This is a genomic window from Polyangiaceae bacterium, assembly GCA_020633205.1.
Taxonomy (GTDB): Bacteria; Myxococcota_A; Polyangia; order Polyangiales; family Polyangiaceae; genus JAHBVY01.
The window spans coordinates 251,973-268,050 of sequence record JACKEB010000011.1; the positions used below are offsets into that span (position 1 = coordinate 251,973).

At 62.5% G+C, this 16,078-nt stretch carries 11 protein-coding genes; 8 read left to right on the top strand and 3 right to left on the bottom strand.

All coding sequences use genetic code 11. The features are described from left to right. The first annotated feature begins 74 nt into the window (after positions 1–74). From H6718_07750 to H6718_07770, 5 genes are all read left to right on the top strand, one after another. Positions 75–1,457, top strand: coding sequence for a hypothetical protein (locus H6718_07750; protein MCB9585275.1), 1,383 nt, complete (start codon positions 75–77; stop codon positions 1,455–1,457). Next, entirely contained in the window at positions 1,454–3,640 is a 2,187-nt protein-coding gene (locus tag H6718_07755) for a hypothetical protein (GenBank protein MCB9585276.1), read from the top strand. Before H6718_07750 ends, H6718_07755 begins: the two co-directional genes overlap by 4 nt. Positions 3,641–3,660: 20 nt before the next feature. Beyond that, positions 3,661–6,558, top strand: coding sequence for a helicase (locus H6718_07760; protein MCB9585277.1), 2,898 nt, complete (start codon positions 3,661–3,663; stop codon positions 6,556–6,558). A 110-nt stretch (positions 6,559–6,668) separates the two neighbouring features. After that, complete coding sequence (locus H6718_07765) at positions 6,669–7,694, top strand: hypothetical protein (protein ID MCB9585278.1); 1,026 nt, start codon at positions 6,669–6,671, stop codon at positions 7,692–7,694. A 1,004-nt stretch (positions 7,695–8,698) separates the two neighbouring features. Beyond that, positions 8,699–9,070, top strand: a complete 372-nt coding sequence (locus H6718_07770) for a hypothetical protein (protein ID MCB9585279.1) — start codon at positions 8,699–8,701, stop codon at positions 9,068–9,070. Positions 9,071–9,115: 45 nt separating this feature from the next. Here H6718_07770 and H6718_07775 read toward each other — a convergent pair whose 3' ends face one another. Beyond that, the gene (locus H6718_07775) at positions 9,116–10,447 is read right to left on the bottom strand and encodes a hypothetical protein (protein MCB9585280.1); all 1,332 of its coding nucleotides are present in this window, start codon (positions 10,445–10,447) and stop codon (positions 9,116–9,118) included. Between the two features lie 163 nt (positions 10,448–10,610). Here H6718_07775 and H6718_07780 point away from each other — a divergent pair, with 163 nt between their 5' ends. The 3 genes from H6718_07780 (at position 10,611) to H6718_07790 (ending at position 13,757) form a co-directional block, all read left to right on the top strand. Next, positions 10,611–10,802 (top strand): hypothetical protein, encoded by a 192-nt coding sequence (locus tag H6718_07780; protein ID MCB9585281.1) that lies wholly within the window; start codon positions 10,611–10,613, stop codon positions 10,800–10,802. Further along, positions 10,799–12,001: a hypothetical protein gene (locus H6718_07785; protein MCB9585282.1), complete on the top strand. Its 1,203-nt coding sequence runs from the start codon at positions 10,799–10,801 to the stop codon at positions 11,999–12,001. Before H6718_07780 ends, H6718_07785 begins: the two co-directional genes overlap by 4 nt. 256 nt (positions 12,002–12,257) lie before the next feature. Next, positions 12,258–13,757, top strand: coding sequence for a hypothetical protein (locus H6718_07790; protein ID MCB9585283.1), 1,500 nt, complete (start codon positions 12,258–12,260; stop codon positions 13,755–13,757). A gap of 603 nt (positions 13,758–14,360) precedes the next feature. Here H6718_07790 and H6718_07795 read toward each other — a convergent pair. Together H6718_07795 and H6718_07800 are read right to left on the bottom strand one after the other, a co-directional pair. Continuing rightward, positions 14,361–15,005 (bottom strand): hypothetical protein, encoded by a 645-nt coding sequence (locus H6718_07795; protein ID MCB9585284.1) that lies wholly within the window; start codon positions 15,003–15,005, stop codon positions 14,361–14,363. Between the two features lie 191 nt (positions 15,006–15,196). Next, positions 15,197–15,988 (bottom strand): GNAT family N-acetyltransferase, encoded by a 792-nt coding sequence (locus H6718_07800; protein MCB9585285.1) that lies wholly within the window; start codon positions 15,986–15,988, stop codon positions 15,197–15,199. Positions 15,989–16,078: the final 90 nt, after the last annotated feature.

Below are 16,078 nucleotides of genomic sequence, written 5' to 3' on the forward strand. Positions count from 1 at the left end.
GAGCGCGCTGCAATGTTTGCAGTCGTGGAGCACAGCGTCCTCGAGTGTCGGCTTGCAGGTGAGTGACGGCACCGATGCTCCAACTGACTACCCTCACCCAACCCCACCGATCCTTCTACTGGACCGCGCCAGTCAGCGATTCCAGCGAGATGACCACGGAAGATCCGTTGGGTCTCGACTACGTGGCTCAGCAAGTCGGGCTGTTGCTGCTCCCAGGACTGACGACGCGCTCCACTCGCGCTCAGGCGTACGCGATGGTGCTCTACGGGCTCGACCTCGTGCATCGCGCGACCGAGGAGTTCGACTACCCACCAACGGATGAAGCACGCCGCGAGCTCTTCGAGCGTTGGGAGCGCTTTTGGGCGTTGGCGACACTGGAGTATCGCCAGGGGCCGTTGCCGCGCGGCGATTGGGACGCGATGCGCGGTGTGCGTGGGGCGACGAAGGCGTGGAGGGAAACCGGGGACAAGCTGCCGCTCGACTTTCAGCTCATCTCCCGTCAGCTAGAGCTGGGTCACCTCGGCGCGTACCTGGTGCCGCTCCGACGCTCTGGTCTAGTCGTAGACGGAGGCATTCGGCCGACGCCTGCGGCTATGGAAATCATCGCGAACTTCTGGGACGAGGCCGGCGCCAACAAGCACACGGGTCGCTACGAGGAGTTCGCGAAGCTCGTTCTCGAACAGGACCGTACCAAGTTCCCGCGCAAGCACGTCAACCTGACGCTGAGCAAGGTCGGCGAGCGCTCCCGGCTCTTAGCGTTGATTCAGTTGCACCGCACGGAACAACAACAACGCCTGTACGCTGCGCTCTTTGAGAGGGCGCGGGATCCACACACCTTCGCGGTGAGCCACATCGTCGAGTCGGCTACGCGCGTCGATGTCCTCACGCCGCGCGAGATCCTCGACGGCGCGATCGCTGGTCAGTTCGGTCCGACGTCACCCGAGCTTCAAGCGCTGCTGATCACGGCACGCGCGTTCGGCGACTTCATGCAGCTGTTGTTGGGCAGCTTCGATCGCGTCTATTCCACGATCGACTTGGGCGGCTGGATCGTGGACCGCGCCGCCGTCGTGCAGAGCGTGTTTGGGGAGGTTCAGCTGTCCGAGTTGCAGGATGCGTGTCGGGTACTGCTCGACGCTCCCGCCGTCGCGGAGATCCGACGCTTTCCGATGCATGGCGCCGCGTGCCTTCGCCTCGCGGAGTACCTAGTCGCCGCGAACGCTTCGGACGCACTCGATCTACTCCTTACCTATCACGGCGCCGTGCAACGGGACCGCCGCCGAGGTGCGAGCTGGATACGTGAGCAGTCGGGCAAGCTCACGCTCGGAGTCACGTCCTACACCGCGCGCCCAGACTCACCACGCTATCCGTCCTTCAAGCTCGACGTCGTGCGTACGCTGCTGACCGATCTCGGTCGCCTTCCCTTCGAAGTCCCGAGTTCGGCGGAGGGCGCGCAATGAAGCTCGTCGAACGCCGCTTCCTGGACCAGCTACTCGCGTCAGACCAGCCGTGCCTCGGCGCCGCGTTCTGTTCTTACACCTTCGACCCGGCGTACTTCGAAGACGACGTGCTGCGTGTGGTGTTGCGGCTCAGCGGCGATCCGGAGGAAGACGCAGGCCGTTACCATGAGGAAGCCGTCGCGGCACTCCAGTCAACCCCTGTCGTCTGCTTCGTGGATGCGTCGGTACGCCGGCCTGGTCGTCGCTTGCCTTATGACTTGCACTTGGTTCGACGTCGCACGTTCCACCCCAAAGTCTACCTGGCTCTCTTTGACGAGGAAGCCTGGCTCGCCATCGGTTCTGGGAACCTGACCAAGAGCGGACTCGAGCAGAACACGGAGCTCTTCTTCTTTCGCACACTGCGCTACAGCGAACCTGCGGACGCAACGCTGCTCCGCGAGGTGGATGCGTTCCTCGGTCAGTGTGCGGAGCTCGCGGCAACGCAGGGAAGCCAGCTACCGTTGATTCGACAGACACTTGCGAATCGACTGTCGGGTCATGTGCCGGATGAGGGCGCGTCGCGGGACGTGGGATTCGTCAGCACCTTCGGTCCCAGCCTCCTCGAGCAGTTGAACGCAGTGATCGCATCATCCGCGCGGATCACGCGAGTCGGCGTGCTCGCTCCGTTCTTCGAGCAGGACGACCTTGCCGTCAGCGACGAGCAGGCCGGGATGCATGCCGTCCTCGGTAAGCTTCTGGCGCTACGTTCGGGATCCAACATCCAGTTTGATGTCGGTGTGCCTTGGGACGACGCGCCGCTCGCGTCCCCACCCTACGGTGAGCTGCCGACGTTCGATGGTTCAGTCGGATCGCTCTGGGGCTGGCGCCGATTGGAAGAGTCCGCGGACGGCAAAGTCGAGCGTATGGACTACTTCACGCTTACGAGTGCGAGCGCGAAGCGCATCGAAGCAATCAACGCCGCCGGGAAGTCGTGTCGGTTCGAGCGCTCGGAATGCGAACGTGCGATCGCCGATCATCGCCTATGGCCCGTGAGTCGACCAACAGTGCACGCGCCCCGCCGCATTCTCCAGCGCATCGCGGCGGAGTATCCGGTGTCGCTTTGGCTGCACCCCACGAGTCAGCTTTCCGCAGGGCACGCTCAGCGGCGACCGCTGCACGCGAAGGCGGTGCTCGTGACCGCCGACGTTGGGCGCAAGACTTACACGTACGCGCTGCTTGGTTCGGCAAACGCTTCCCGCGCGGCGCTTGACCGAGGATTCGAGCAAGCGGGCAATGTGGAAGCCTGCGTGCTGTGTCGCTTCGACGGCGAGATCACGCTCAATGATCTGCTGCCGTCACTGGTTGCGTATGAGCTGAACGGCGTTGAACTCGTCGAACGAGAGTCGATGGAGACAGAAGTCGACCTCTCCGCGTGGATCGATGACGTGGTGTACGACGCGGAGAATCGGACGCTGGAAGTCACCTGGCGCAGCGAGGGTCCGGCAAGCCTGGGCGACTGGGAGCTGCGCTACCTTGAGCGGTCACTCGCGAAAGGCGATGGCGCTCCCACCTCGCCAATGCTGGTTCGGGACTTCGACCTCAGCGCCACGAGCGCGGAGCTCACCTTCGTTTCCGCAGGGCGTGAGTGGCAGGTTCCCATTCGCGTGTTGGACCTCGCCGCGCTTCCCACCAACCCATTGCTCACCCAACTCGGGTTGCGAGAGCTCCTCGCGCTGCTTGGGCGGAGAGTGGGCGCGGAGCGCTTGGCCACGCTCAAGCTCCAGCGCGGCATCGAAGGCCTATCCAGCGTGCTGGACGCCGTCTTCGGCGAAGGCTTCGGCCCGACCGATGTGTTCAAAGCCTGGTGGGGTGCCGCGGAGGATCTGAAGCTTGCCGCAACCATAGCCGCTTTCCGTTTCCGACTCAGCGGGCCCACAGGGGTTCTCACTGTTTGGCGGCATCTCCGCGAGGTACCGGAAGAGCAGCTCTCCGCTGATGAGGTATGGGTCTACGGTTGCGAACTCCTACGCGAACTCAAGGCGGTAGAACTCCCCGATGGGGCTGACACGCCAACCAAACAGGCGCTGCTCGACGAAGCCGCTCGTGAACTTGCAGCCGAACTGGATGAGCGCTCTCCCCAGTCTTCCGCGCGTCCCTGGCTCTCCGCCGTTCGCGAGTTCTACGGGTTTGGGGGTGAGGTGTGACTCATCGAAACCGGGAGTGGCTGCGCGGCTTCCTTCGGCTTGATGCACGAGCCGACGCGGGGGCTACGGTGCCCGAGCGCGATGTCGAGCGGCAAGAAGACACCGTCTTGCGTGCGCTGTCGTTGCTTGATGAGCAGCCCGGCGTCGTGCTCGCCGACGAAGTCGGTATGGGCAAGACGTACGAAGCGCTGGGAGTCATTGCCGCGCGACAACAAGAGAACCCAAGCGCCCGAACAGTGATCCTCACCCCTGGGCCCGACCTGAACCAGAAGTGGGAGAAGGAGCTGCGCGCTTTCGGAGATCGCTCCCGAACGATGTATGCCGGCTTCCGAGACAAGGTGCGCGCCGCCACGAACTTGGCGTCGTTGATTCGCGTCCTGGACGAAGCGCCAATCGTCGTCGCGCCAGCCAACGTCTTCGCTGGGAGTCGCGCTACCGCCGACCAAGCGTACTTGCTCTCCGCGTGGGCAACGGAGCACGGCCTAGCGGGGAATCAGATCGCGGCGCTGTTCAAGCGCTATCGCCACGGTCAGCTCGAGCGCGTCACCAACCACGAAGTGTTGTTCTTGGATGCCTTCGATTGGGCGAGAATGGAGCGTCCTCTCGAGCGTGCCCTTGCGAGTCATCGCAAGGCACCGGGGTCGCTGAACGCGCTCTATGAGGAAGGCGGCTATGACGCCTTCAAGAATCAGCGCGCAGTCGATGCTGCGCTCGCAGACTTGAAGTTCCGCGTGCTCAGCGAGCTGGTCCCGATGATCGACCTACTGGTCGTTGATGAAGCTCACAAGCTGAAGAACTCCGAGTCGCTGCGTGCGACGGGAGTGCGCACGGTGTTCGGTGGACGTTTCGACAAGGCGCTATTCCTTACGGCAACACCGTTTCAGCTCACCGTCGACGAGCTACGCCAGGTGTTCGCGCTGTTCGCGCTTTCACGGACCGCCCCGATGGATTTGGAGGAGCAGGCGGAGCGCTTGCTCGACGATGTTGCTGAGTACACTCAGGCATACAACGACTTCGAGTCGCTGTGGCGCATGCTGGACGGCGCGGGCGTTGCTGACTTCAGTGCGTGGTTCGCGCGTGACCCTAGCTTGAAGCAAGAACCTGATGACCCCGCGCTGCGAGCTGTGGTCGCGCACGGCCGACGGTTGCTGCAGCTGAAGCAGGAACGCATCGAGCCCGGCTTCCGCGGATGGATGATCCGCAGCCTGCGCGAGGACAAGCGGGAGTACCGCAAATCCGACCCCCGGCGCGTGCAGGCGACGGGCGGCGACGGCGTCCCTTTCATGCTCTACGAGCGCTTCATCGCAGAGCTATTCCGCACGAAAGCACCTACTCACAAGGCCGCCGTCCAGATCAACATGGTGTCCTCCTACGCAGCTGCGCGAGACGGAGCGCTACTGAGGGACGAAGAGCGAAGCAACTTCGCCGACAGCGCGGAAGCCTATCGAAAGCTGCTTCAGGGTGTGCTCGGTGAATTGAAGGACACGACCGGCGGACATCCTAAGGTTGCCCACGTTGTTCGCGACGCGGTCGAAGCCGCCGAGCATGACGAGAAGACGCTCATCTTCTGCGCGCGCGTCGCCACGCTGCATGAGCTCAAGCGAGAGATCGAAGCAGAGTGGAATGACCGCATGCTCGCCGCTTGGCAGCGAGTGTTTCCCGGAGCGCAGGCTTCAGACATCTTCGACACGACCGAAGATGAGTCTCGAATCCGTGGGCGACACTCGAAGCTCCGCAACCGGTTTCAGCGCCCACAGGACGCGCTGTACCTCGCGTTGCGAGAGCGCTACGTGCCGACCCTTCTCGAGGCGAGTGGGTTCGCGAAGGAGCACCTGGGCGACATCGTTGATCGAGCTAACGACATCCTCCGCGGACTCAAGCTCCCGAAGGCCCATGCCGAGCGCGCCGATTGGTCGCTGTTGAAGCGCTGCGTGGAGCAAGCGACCGCTCTTGCGCTGCGCGACGCGGGTCGTGCCGACGACGTCGAGCCAGAAGTGATGGAGCGAATCCTCGATCCACGCTTCGTGTTGCTGGGCTTCGATCTTGAAGCGGATGACGTCGAGAGCTTCACCACAGAAGGTGACCAGACCGCGACTTGGAGCATCAAGGCAGAGGATGCGCAGCTGGTGATCCCGAAGGTCCACCTTTGGTCTCACCTCAAGTCGCCCTTGTTCGATGTGCCCGCTGACTTGCGTGTTCGCACCGTGGAGAGGCTCGCAGCTTACTTGGTGTCTCGCTACGTACCGTTCCTCCCCGACCTCCTGTCGTTCGCGAAAGAGCAAGGCGTTGACGTCGAGAGCATCGAGGCTCGCGCGCTCGTCCCTGTCATCGATCGCTATTGGACCACGCCAACCGGCCGCCGTTGGTGCGACCAGCTGCGCTGCTTCCTTGTCTACATGGACAAGCTCGACGAAGCCCATCGCAAGGAGGTGCTCGACGACGTCCTCAAAGCAGGCGCAATCGTCCGGCACACCGTAGACGGTGAGAGCCGCGAACGACTCCGCGAAGCGTTCAACACGCCGCTCTACCCAATGGTGTTGGTGGCCAACGAAGTGATGCAAGAAGGCCTAGACCTTCACCACCACTGCCGCCGCGTCATTCACCACGATCTCGCCTGGAATCCAGCCCAGCTCGAGCAACGCGTCGGCCGCGTCGACCGCCTTGGTTCACTCGTCGCCCGCGAGCGCCTCCGGCGCCCAGACACCACGCTCGACATCACACTGCCACTCATCCGCAACACAATCGACGAACGCCTAGAACGAACCGTGCGGATGCGCGAACGCTGGATGGAGTTCCTGTTGGGAGCTCCGCCGAACTTTGATGAATATGGTCTAGCGGATGAGCCGGTGCGGAGTTTGCCGGTGGGGTTTGCTGAGGCGTTGAGGGTGGAGTTGGGGCCTAGTCGCTCCGTGACATAGGTCGATTCGGGTGTTCGTCAGTCGATTGCGATGTGGGCGATGATTGTCGTATTCAAGAGAAATGCAACGTTAACGGTGCTGCCTAGCACGTGTACTTTGGGAGGTGAGTGATGGGTGCAATCTTTCGAACTCTGGCTGCCGCGACCCTCGTCAGCGCATGTCAGGTCAACGTGCCGTATGAGCCGTACGCCCAGCTGAAGCAGAGACACACCTATCCAGGACACCGATACTGCAAAGAGGTTATCGAACAAGCTCCCACTGAGAGGTACACTTGGCTCGCCATTGGTAGCGGGATTCTTGGGGTGGCGTCCTTCGCGGCGGCGCTTGGGATTGACAGCGGAACGGAGCTCACGGACTCGCAGAAGGCCTCGCTAGAGCGAGCGGGAGAGCCGGTACCCGACGACCCAACATTCATTCAGAGGAAGGGGCAGCTCATCTTTGGCGTCACTGGTACCGTCTTGGGCGCTTTGTCGGTGTACTTCTTCGCAAGAGGACGTGCGGCGGGTACGCTTGAAGAAACAAGCGGAAACGCCCTTAGCGTCCAAAACGACGAAGAGCGCTTTCGGCAATGCGTTCAGGCTCGTGCGGACTTTATTCACGAGCAGAGTGAGGCTGCGCGAGCCCTGAGCGACCAGCTGAATAGTACGTCTGAGAAACTGGACGCAGCCATGAAGGAATCAAAGCGCCAAGCTGCGGCGGCGAAGGAGTCGGCTGACGCCGCGAGCGGCGCGGAGGCTGCGGCGGACGGCAGCGCAAAGACGGCTTCCGAGCAGGCTGAGAGTGCGCGGACCTCGAGCGACAAGGCTGCAGCGGCAGCAACCGAGGCTGATGCGAAGTTGGCCACCATCAAGGCGAATTCTAAAGAGGCCCTGGCTGAACTTGAGAAGACTCGGAACTATCGCGAGGCAGCCGCCATCCAGGTCGTGCTTGTGAACGCCTTTCGCGAAGCGGCAGCGAACCAAGACGAGATCTTTCTGGGTGACGTCTACAAGATTGAAGATTCGGCCAAGGTGAAAAGCCTAGCTACTGTGGAGGACGTGAAACAGGCAGTCGAGGCCGCAAGACAGCGGCTGGTAGAGCGCCGCAATCGACAGGGAGCAAGGACTGAGAGCGACAGCCCAAAGGCTGGTCAATGATTCGGCGCGGGTCTATCCCGAAGCATGTCAGCCAACCTCACCACCCCTCCGCCGTTTCCCCCTCGTTGCCCAATCCACCGTCACTTCGCGTCCTCTCCCGTCGCGTCTCGTCGCATCCCTCACCCCCAACTAGCCCACTCGCTTGTCACGTAACCCTACGAGATGACCTAGTTTCTGGTGTGTCTTCGGATGGTTAGCGAATGAGCCATTGCTTTGCGGAAACAAAGGATTTTCCGTTTTGAAAACCGCCGTAGTGAAAGCTACCGGGAGTTCGACCCGAACTGCACGGAGTCCAGCTCGCTGGACGGAGGTGTCAGTGAGGGCCACGTTCGGCGATCCACTGCGAGCCGAAGGGCGGAGTGCGCTAGTGAGTCTCTCCTCCTCCGCCCTGTGCCATAGAACGCCGGTTCATCCGCCGTTAGCGCCGATCGGAGCTCGACCTCATCGTTCGGGGAATGGAGGCGGCGGTGATCGCAGAGCTTGTTCGGGCCGTGCCGTGTCCGTCGGTGTTGAAGATCAGCAACCGGCGAGGAACGGGACCGACAACGTCCACGCGCGGCCTTTCTCCCGGACCGCAAGGCTATCCAATGCGAGGTACAACGTCTCCAGCACCACCGTCTTACGTCGCAGGCTCAGCGGCCGTCGACCTTCGTCGACCAACCACGCTGATCGGATAGACTGAAGCCAGTGATGACGCCTGAACTACGACAGTCCCTCCGCCAACGAGCGCGTGGGCTCCAGCATCGCCGTCGCGTTGGCGCACCGACACAAGAAGTGGAGGGTGTTGCGCCGGTTGCAGTCCTCGCTAAGTGAAGGGGCGGACTGGATCCTCCAAGGCCAGTCCGAGGTGTACGCGCTGGAAGTGAAAGGCACGGACGAAGGGTCGCTGCCCCTTGCTGAGGCGTTGCGCCAGACGAGGGCCTCGCTGTGGGTTCAGAGGAAGGGCGCGATTCCGGCCGTATGCGTGGTATCGTTCAAGGCACCCCGAGCCGTCTTCCAGACCGATGAGCCTAAGTGACCTCAATCAGCGCGTGACGAACGCCATCACCCTCGCCGAAGGGCTCCCCAAGGACTCTCCCAGGGCGTGGGCGGCTTTCCGCGAGGTATCGAAGCTTGAAGAGGAGATCGCTTCGCTCACCAGTCCACAGGATCTGGAAGGCGAGATCGCTCGACTGGGAGCGGTCGCCTCGGCGCTCAGTGCGAAAGAACCTCTGCGCGCTCTTCGCCTTGGTGAGCAGTACGTGGCCCATGGGCTTGCAGCAGACGTGGCGGCTAAGCTGCAAAGCTTGTTGGATTCGGCTGAGCAGCAGGTTGATGCACTGCTCGAGCATGAGCCAACCGTCGAACCTGCCCGGTTCACATTGACCGCTGTGTGAGTTCCTCCCAGGCGCCTCCGCGCTGAGTCATCTTCGAGCTCGGGGTCACTTCTTCCGCTTCCTTGCGGATTTTGGCGGCACCTCGAAGAGGATCGCTGCAGCGGCGTAGAACGCGGCGTCGGATGACTCGTTTCCGAAGTAGTTCGTCGCGCTGTATTCGGTTTCCCCGAGCAGCTCAACGGCTGGTTCGGGACGGCCGTCAGGTATCTCTCGATACGTGCTGACCCAGGGGGGACGAGCGAGCCAGGTCACGTCGTCCGGGTTGTCCCATTCCGCGTGGAATTCAATTGGAAGCCGCCGCTCAAGGCTCGATCCTTTCAGCCTCTTCTGGGAGAAGATCTGCTTTTCGCGCGCGTTGGCCTGACGACGCAGACGCCAGCTCTCGCCACCACACGTCTCGAAGACATAGGGGACGACGCGAGGTAGGAGTCCGACGCTCTCCAGGGCGACGGCGACACCGCGATCTCGCCCTTTCAGGTGGTCGCAGAGGCTCTCCATCCCAGGCCAGCCGCCCTCCGTGGTTGGAACGGCGTACAGGTGTATGCAGGGTATCCCGAGTTTCGCGCCGTCCGGCACGAACCTTGGATCGGCGATCGCTTCAGCCAGAGCCGTGGCGAAGGCAGCCTCGGGGTCGCCGCCGTTCTTCGGCAGGACATCCCGCGAGTCCTGCGCGCGCCGTAGCTCGTACGTTAGCGTCGCGCGGATTCCAGAGGTGACGGTCTCGATGCGGTGGTCCACGTCGCCGAAGAACGCCGCCCAACGAACGCGCAGCCCGTCCGCGATAGGGCTCGACCCGAAGTACGCACGAGTTTGCCAGTCAAACGTCGTGGTCGACTCTTGCCCGATGATCAACCGACCACCGCTGAAATGCAGGGGTAGGCACACCACGAGCGTGCCCAGCACGCCTGGATCCCGCGGTGTGTCCTTGTGAGCAACGAAGTGCCCGCCGTGACGGTAGACGTTGAGCGAGTGGAGATGGGCGTTCGGTGGTGCCGAATCGTGAGGACAGAGCGACTTGTGGATCTCAGAGAGGATCTGGCGCAGCGCTCCATCGAAGCCTTCCACCGTGAGCGCCCCGTCTCGAGCGTAGAGCTGACCTCCTTCGCGCACGCGCGCGTCCTGCCGGGTCGTCTTACCCTCCCCAAACGACGCCGGAGCGCACCAGGCGTAGAGCCTCTTGCCAGCTTTCGGCCGCCCGATGTCGAACCGGTCCACGATTTGGAGCCGCTTCCTACCCTTCCCACCGAGAACCAGCGGCGACGCCAGCTCGACTTCACCGCCACATGCGAAGACGGCCTCCAGCGCTTGGGCTCGTGAGCCCAGCGTCGTCAGTCGCTTCTTCGTGGCGGCACTGTGTTCTTTCCGTACGGTTTTCATCTAGTGTTCGGTGCCGACGGGCGATGGGTTCAAGGCAGCGCCCACGCTGCGTCCAACTTGTAGCACGCGAGCGCTGGAGCCCCCAAAGACCGCCTCCAGCTCCTCGACCCTCGTCCGCGGCGAGTCGTGCTACCTTTGTGCTTGGCTCTGCGAGGGGCAGGAGGTGCCGGGGACCGACTTGTTTGCGGGACCCGGACACGGGCAGCGTAGCGGTCTGTGGAATGCGTACTGGCAGGCTGCTAGCTGCTCGCGACCGCATGGATCAGCGCACCTCCCCTTCCTCGCGGGCCGCGTCGAGGTGCTACCCTTCATCACGGTGAACTACGTTCCCTTCGACGGTGAGTACCTGCCATGAAGCGCGCGAAACTCTGCGCCCTGGGATTGGCGATGATTTCAGTAGTCGCCGTGGCCTGTGACTCGGGTTCCTCTTCTTCCGGCGTGGACGCTTCTGGCGGCGCCGGAGGAGCCATCACCGACGCGTCAACCGAAGCCGACGCTCCCGACTACGGCGACGCGATGCCGTTGCCCGACGCAACGATCGACGCGGACGCTGAGGCGTTGCCTGACTGTGGGCCTGGCTGTCGCATCGCGCTGAAGCGACCAGTGCGTCACGCGGCTTGGGGCCATGGTTTCAGCACGACATGGGTCGCCGACACCAATCAGTACGAGGTTTCGTACGCCCAAGTTGGGTCAGATGAGACGTTCACGGTGCCACAGGAGTCCGCGTTCGCTCGCGTCAACGGAGACCACATCTCTTACATTGGTTTCGACGCGTGGCCCCAAGGTGAGATCGCCGTCATCGACGCCACGAACAAGACTCGGCAAGTCTACTATTCGTTTCCCGATTCGCGGGACCACGGCTTTACGGGCACCTTCATCACGGACAAGAACGTGCTTTGGACGACGAGCGCAGGCTTGTTCAAAGCCGATCTCAAGTCGAAGGCGGTCAGTCACCTGAGCAACGACCGCTTGGATTGTCGGGAAGGCTGCACCGCCGAGGGCGCGATCTACTGCGTGAACACCAACACCGGCCGAGTCGATCGCATCGATGAGGAGACTGGCGAACTCACGCACATCGACGACGGCGGTGCGCTACAAGTCGAAGGCGCCTGCTCTCCTGACCGCAAGAAGATCGTTTGGGTGGATCACCGGGGCGCAGGGCAAGCATCGAGCTACGACGGTTTCCGTGGAGAAGCCGAGATCTACCTGCACGACATCCCGTCGGGGACGACGAAGCGCGTGACGTCTGATTCACCGGACAACGGCATCGCGAAGACGTTTGCGGCAGTGGGCACTGACTGGGTCGTATGGCACGAGCCCTGCGGGACTTGCGCCAAGACGTTTGGGCAGGCTGGCGAACTCTACTACGCCGCGACTCGCCTGGTACGCATGGACCTGAACACCAATCAGCGCTGCCACCTGGATGACTTCCATGTGGGCGACTATTCATCGCTCCACGGCCACCACCTGTACGGCTACTGGAACGACGGCAAGAACAAGTACCTGGTCGACGTCGACCTCGACGACCCAGCCCTCAACTGGGTGTGCGAGTAGCCTGGTCAGCCAACCAGACTACAACGCATTCCGTTTCCCCTCCCCGAACCCGTCCACATTCGGTGACTCACTCCTTCGCGTTTTGGAGTTATCCCTGAATGCGTTCCTGCCACGCTGAGTTGAACGGTGCGCGACCCTGGGCACTGGATTGCCCGACTCGGGTTCGCTGACGTAACAGTGCACAGGCGCGCACGGCGTTTTATTCGTAGAAACAAAAGCGAGCTGGTCGTAGCACGCTGCTTGCACTGGCGTGGGCATGAAGAGAAATCTATTCCTACCCCTCTGTCTGGTCGCTGTTTCCGCATGTACACAGTCCGTGGAGCCTTCGTCGGATACGCCGACCGAGGAGCCGACTGCGAGTACTGCCCAGGAGATAGCGACGGACCCCTCCGACGTTGCTGAGTCCGGGTACTGCTACAACAGCTACATCTGGAACGGGACTCGAGGCCGCGTCTACTACCCGTCCAATGGTGGCTGCAGCGCGAGCGTCTACAGTCCGTTGGTCGTGCTCTTCCACGGCACGAACTACAGCTACACGGGCTACCACTATCTGCTGCGGCACCTGGCGCGGAATGGCTTCATCGCTGTGAGCGTCGACGTCCTCGCGGACAGTCAGAACAACAGCGACCACCTCGCCGCCGCCGAGCAAGGTTGGGACTTCGTGCACGACTACCTTTGGTCGAACTGGAGCAAGAGCGCCTATATCAATCCCAATGCGGTGGGGGTGATCGGACACAGCCGCGGCGGCGGTACCGCGCGTGCGCTCGCTCACTACCTGGAAGGTGATCCGACCTTCCACGTGAAGTCGGTCGTGACCCTCGCCCCAACCGGCTCGGACACGCTCTACATCAAGGGGACGCAGGCAGAGAGCTACCTGAGCCTGTACGGCACGAGCGACTCAGACGTGGCCCCAGGCGGTGTCTACAAGCACTTCGACTTTGCCGGCACGGAGACGTCTCAGTTCGACCCGTCTTGGGACTCGCAGGTCACCTACAAGGCGATGAAGCTGATTGACGGAGCGAGCCATGCCGGGTTCCACGATACAGGCAGCGCCGATCAGCAAGCCGTTACGCGGGGCTATGTCTTGGCGTTCCTCAAGGCGCACCTCGCAGGAGACGCGACCTGGTACGAGGACTATGTCCGCGGGGACGCAGTTCCGCACGGATGGGCCGACCCGGTGGTGAGTCAGTACGCGGATGGCTTCTACCGCAGGACCATTGACAACTTTCAGGACGGCAGCTTGCCCACCAATACGCTTGGCGGGCCCGTCATCCAATTCGGCACGACGACTACAGTGCCTAACCTCGGCGCCACGGCAGATCCTCACCCCCACAACACCCGGGTCCTGCAAGTCAGTGGCTCCTCTCAGGGTGCCTACGTGCAATGGAACATTCCCGATGGCAAGCGGGACGCCAGCGCGTTCGAGTGGCTCAGCCTGCGCCTTGGCCAGATCAGCGGCACCGCCGCCAGCGACGTCTTCGTGCGGATCCGCAACGGCAACACCTGGTCCTCCGAGGTTCGCATCACCGACCATGGCCAGATCGCTCAACCCCTTGAAATGTGCGTATCGGGCACGGGCGTAGCCTGCCTGAGTATCAAGGAGCAATTCCACATGGGAACGTTGCGCATTCCGCTGTCCGCGCTCGGCGCTCACGACGATGTGCGGGACGTCCGGATCGTGCTGCGGAACAACGCGCTCAACAAGACCTTCATCGCGGACAACCTCGAGTTCTCCGAGTGGGTGTTGAAGCCCTAGTTGGAGGCATAGTGACACCCTAGGCGGTGTCGTTGGTCGATGCATGGGGCGGCTGGCTGCGCTGGCTGCCCGTGCATGAGAAGCTGACGCTAGTGTTCGCTTACTGGCGCGATCCCCGCCGCTGTTTCGATGTCTGAAGAGCCCGTCCAGCGGTCGCTCGGCGCCGTTCCAAAGCGCTTACGAGTTCGTCGCCGGGACCTGCAGCGTGCCGATGTAGAAATTGGAGCAGTGTCCGTGCGTCGTCTTCAGAGAGCCAGTCCGGACACCAGCCGGTCTCGAAGTCGATGGCTTCCTGCACGACCAAGCTCAACCTTTTGGGGCTCGCGACGACTTCCGCCGGGAACCTGCGCAGGAGGTCCCGCCGATGACGCCTGATCCACGCGGCCTCGGGGAACGTTGGTTCGTCGTCTGAAGCAGCCATCCCAAGAAGCTAACCGACGAGTGGTTGTGGGGCGAGCGTGAGACGTGCGCTCACGTCGGTTCATCGGCACGTGACCGTGGAACCAGCGACAGTAGGTTCACGCAATCTCGACCCGTTGCGTCTAATAGCTGTGCGGAAAGGAGTTCTTTGGCTTGATCGTCGTTTGTCGTCACCTGCGCCTGCTACAGCTTGGGACAGGTGAAGCCTCCGGTGAACTCCGAGTATCGCGTATCGTCGCGGTCGCCATAGACGCTGATGATGCCGACGGCGGAATCGGGCGCCATCCATACATCGAGGATGTGGCGGTGATTCGTAAAGCCGTCTGACCACGTGATGTCGTAGTTCGAGGGTTCGTGGTCGCTGAGGTCCAGGCTAGCGTAGGCCGTGCCGCCTGGCTGCAGGGTGAAGTTGAGCGGATAGCTGGCGCTCAGCGTCCCCTCGCTGGTCTCGATCGTGACTGCTACTTTCACCGTGAGTGATGACTCGCATGGTTCCGACAGCTGCTCACGGGGGCCAATGCGTTCGGCAGTGATCAGCGTTGCGTGATCGTCCGCAAAGGCGAACGCGACGTGTGCCGAGTTCTCGTTCGCTGGAGCTGTGATGGTCGCAACGGGGGATGGGTCCTGCCAGGACCAACTGCAGTCATAATCAGTGAGCAAGGGTCCTAATAGCTCCTCGGTGGTTTGACCAAGGAAGGTCGCTTCGTCTAGGGCTACGGTGGATTCGGTCTTCTCGCAGCGCGCGGGCTCGGGTGCTTCAGGATCGCTCCCGCAACCGGAGGACACGAGGAGCGTGAGCGCTTGGAGAACGACCCGACTTCTAGTCATCGAGCTTGAGCTAGCACTTTGGGCTGCGGCGTCGATAGACATCGATTGGAGCCGCGCGGATCCGTTGCAGCGCGCTTCAAACAGGCGCGTTGGCGCGTAGATCCGATCGATGAGCAGACCTGGACGACGTCGAGCGGGACGACCCGGGCCTCAACTGGGTGTGTGAGTAGGGCCGGGATCCCCGTCGTTGCTCAGCGCTCCCGCAACATGAACTCCTCGTACTGAGCCACCTCAACAAACCCCAATCGCTCATAGCAGGCGATAGCCGCGCGATTGTCGGCGTGCACATTGAGCCCGACGAAGTCGACGTGCTCTAGCAGGGACGCGCACAATGCCGCGACTGCTCGGCGGGCGAGGCCTTGGCCGCGGTGTGCTGGGTGCGTCGCGACGTTGCCCAGGGCGGCGACCCGGAACGCGCGCGAGTAGACGTGCACGCCGGCGACGCACACGAGCTCGTTGTGGTGTTTAAGGCCGAAGTATTCGCCGGTTTCGAGCATACGCGGGTCGAACCAATTGTTGGGATAGCTGTGTTCGTATAGCGCGAGGATCTCACAGAGTTCGCTGGGTGTGAGCCGCGTCACGCCGTGCATATCAATGTCTGAGAGCAGTTCTTTTCGTTGCAGAGCCATCTTTAGGTGGAGGCCGTGGCCGGTCGCGGTGAAGCGGTGCGCTAGACGCTGAGCGAGGCCTGGGGAGAGGTGTGCATAGAATTCCGCGGGGAGATGCGATGTGGCCGCCTCGATCAGATCGCCGAGCATGCCTTCGTCGTCGCGACCGAGCCCGAGCAACACGGGTAGGTCAGTTCCAGTGTAGAGCAGCGCTAGCGCTTGCAGCTCGTTGGCTTCGTCCATCCAGCCGAACCAGCGCGTGTGTGGCCAGAAGAACGGATCAAGGTCTCCGAGCTCGTAGAGATGCAAGAATGGGTCGCGGCGGAGGAAGCGCTCGATTGCGGCGCGGTCAGAGGTCTCGACGACTTGGTTCACACCGGAATCGTATGTCAGGGAGGCCACCGACTCCCGTGGTCCGTTCACGATTTCCGGCGGATGTTGTCGGCCGGCGCTGGACCGCGTACG

Excerpts from the sequence above, each read along its gene's own strand:
- H6718_07750 (MCB9585275.1), top strand. The coding sequence starts at position 75 with ATGCTCCAACTGACTACCCTCACCCAACCCCACCGATCCTTCTACTGG.
- H6718_07755 (MCB9585276.1), top strand. The coding sequence starts at position 1,454 with ATGAAGCTCGTCGAACGCCGCTTCCTGGACCAGCTACTCGCGTCAGAC.
- H6718_07765 (MCB9585278.1), top strand. The coding sequence starts at position 6,669 with ATGGGTGCAATCTTTCGAACTCTGGCTGCCGCGACCCTCGTCAGCGCA.
- H6718_07770 (MCB9585279.1), top strand. The coding sequence starts at position 8,699 with ATGAGCCTAAGTGACCTCAATCAGCGCGTGACGAACGCCATCACCCTC.
- H6718_07775 (MCB9585280.1), bottom strand. The coding sequence starts at position 10,447 with ATGAAAACCGTACGGAAAGAACACAGTGCCGCCACGAAGAAGCGACTG.
- H6718_07785 (MCB9585282.1), top strand. The coding sequence starts at position 10,799 with ATGAAGCGCGCGAAACTCTGCGCCCTGGGATTGGCGATGATTTCAGTA.
- H6718_07790 (MCB9585283.1), top strand. The coding sequence starts at position 12,258 with ATGAAGAGAAATCTATTCCTACCCCTCTGTCTGGTCGCTGTTTCCGCA.
- H6718_07795 (MCB9585284.1), bottom strand. The coding sequence starts at position 15,005 with ATGACTAGAAGTCGGGTCGTTCTCCAAGCGCTCACGCTCCTCGTGTCC.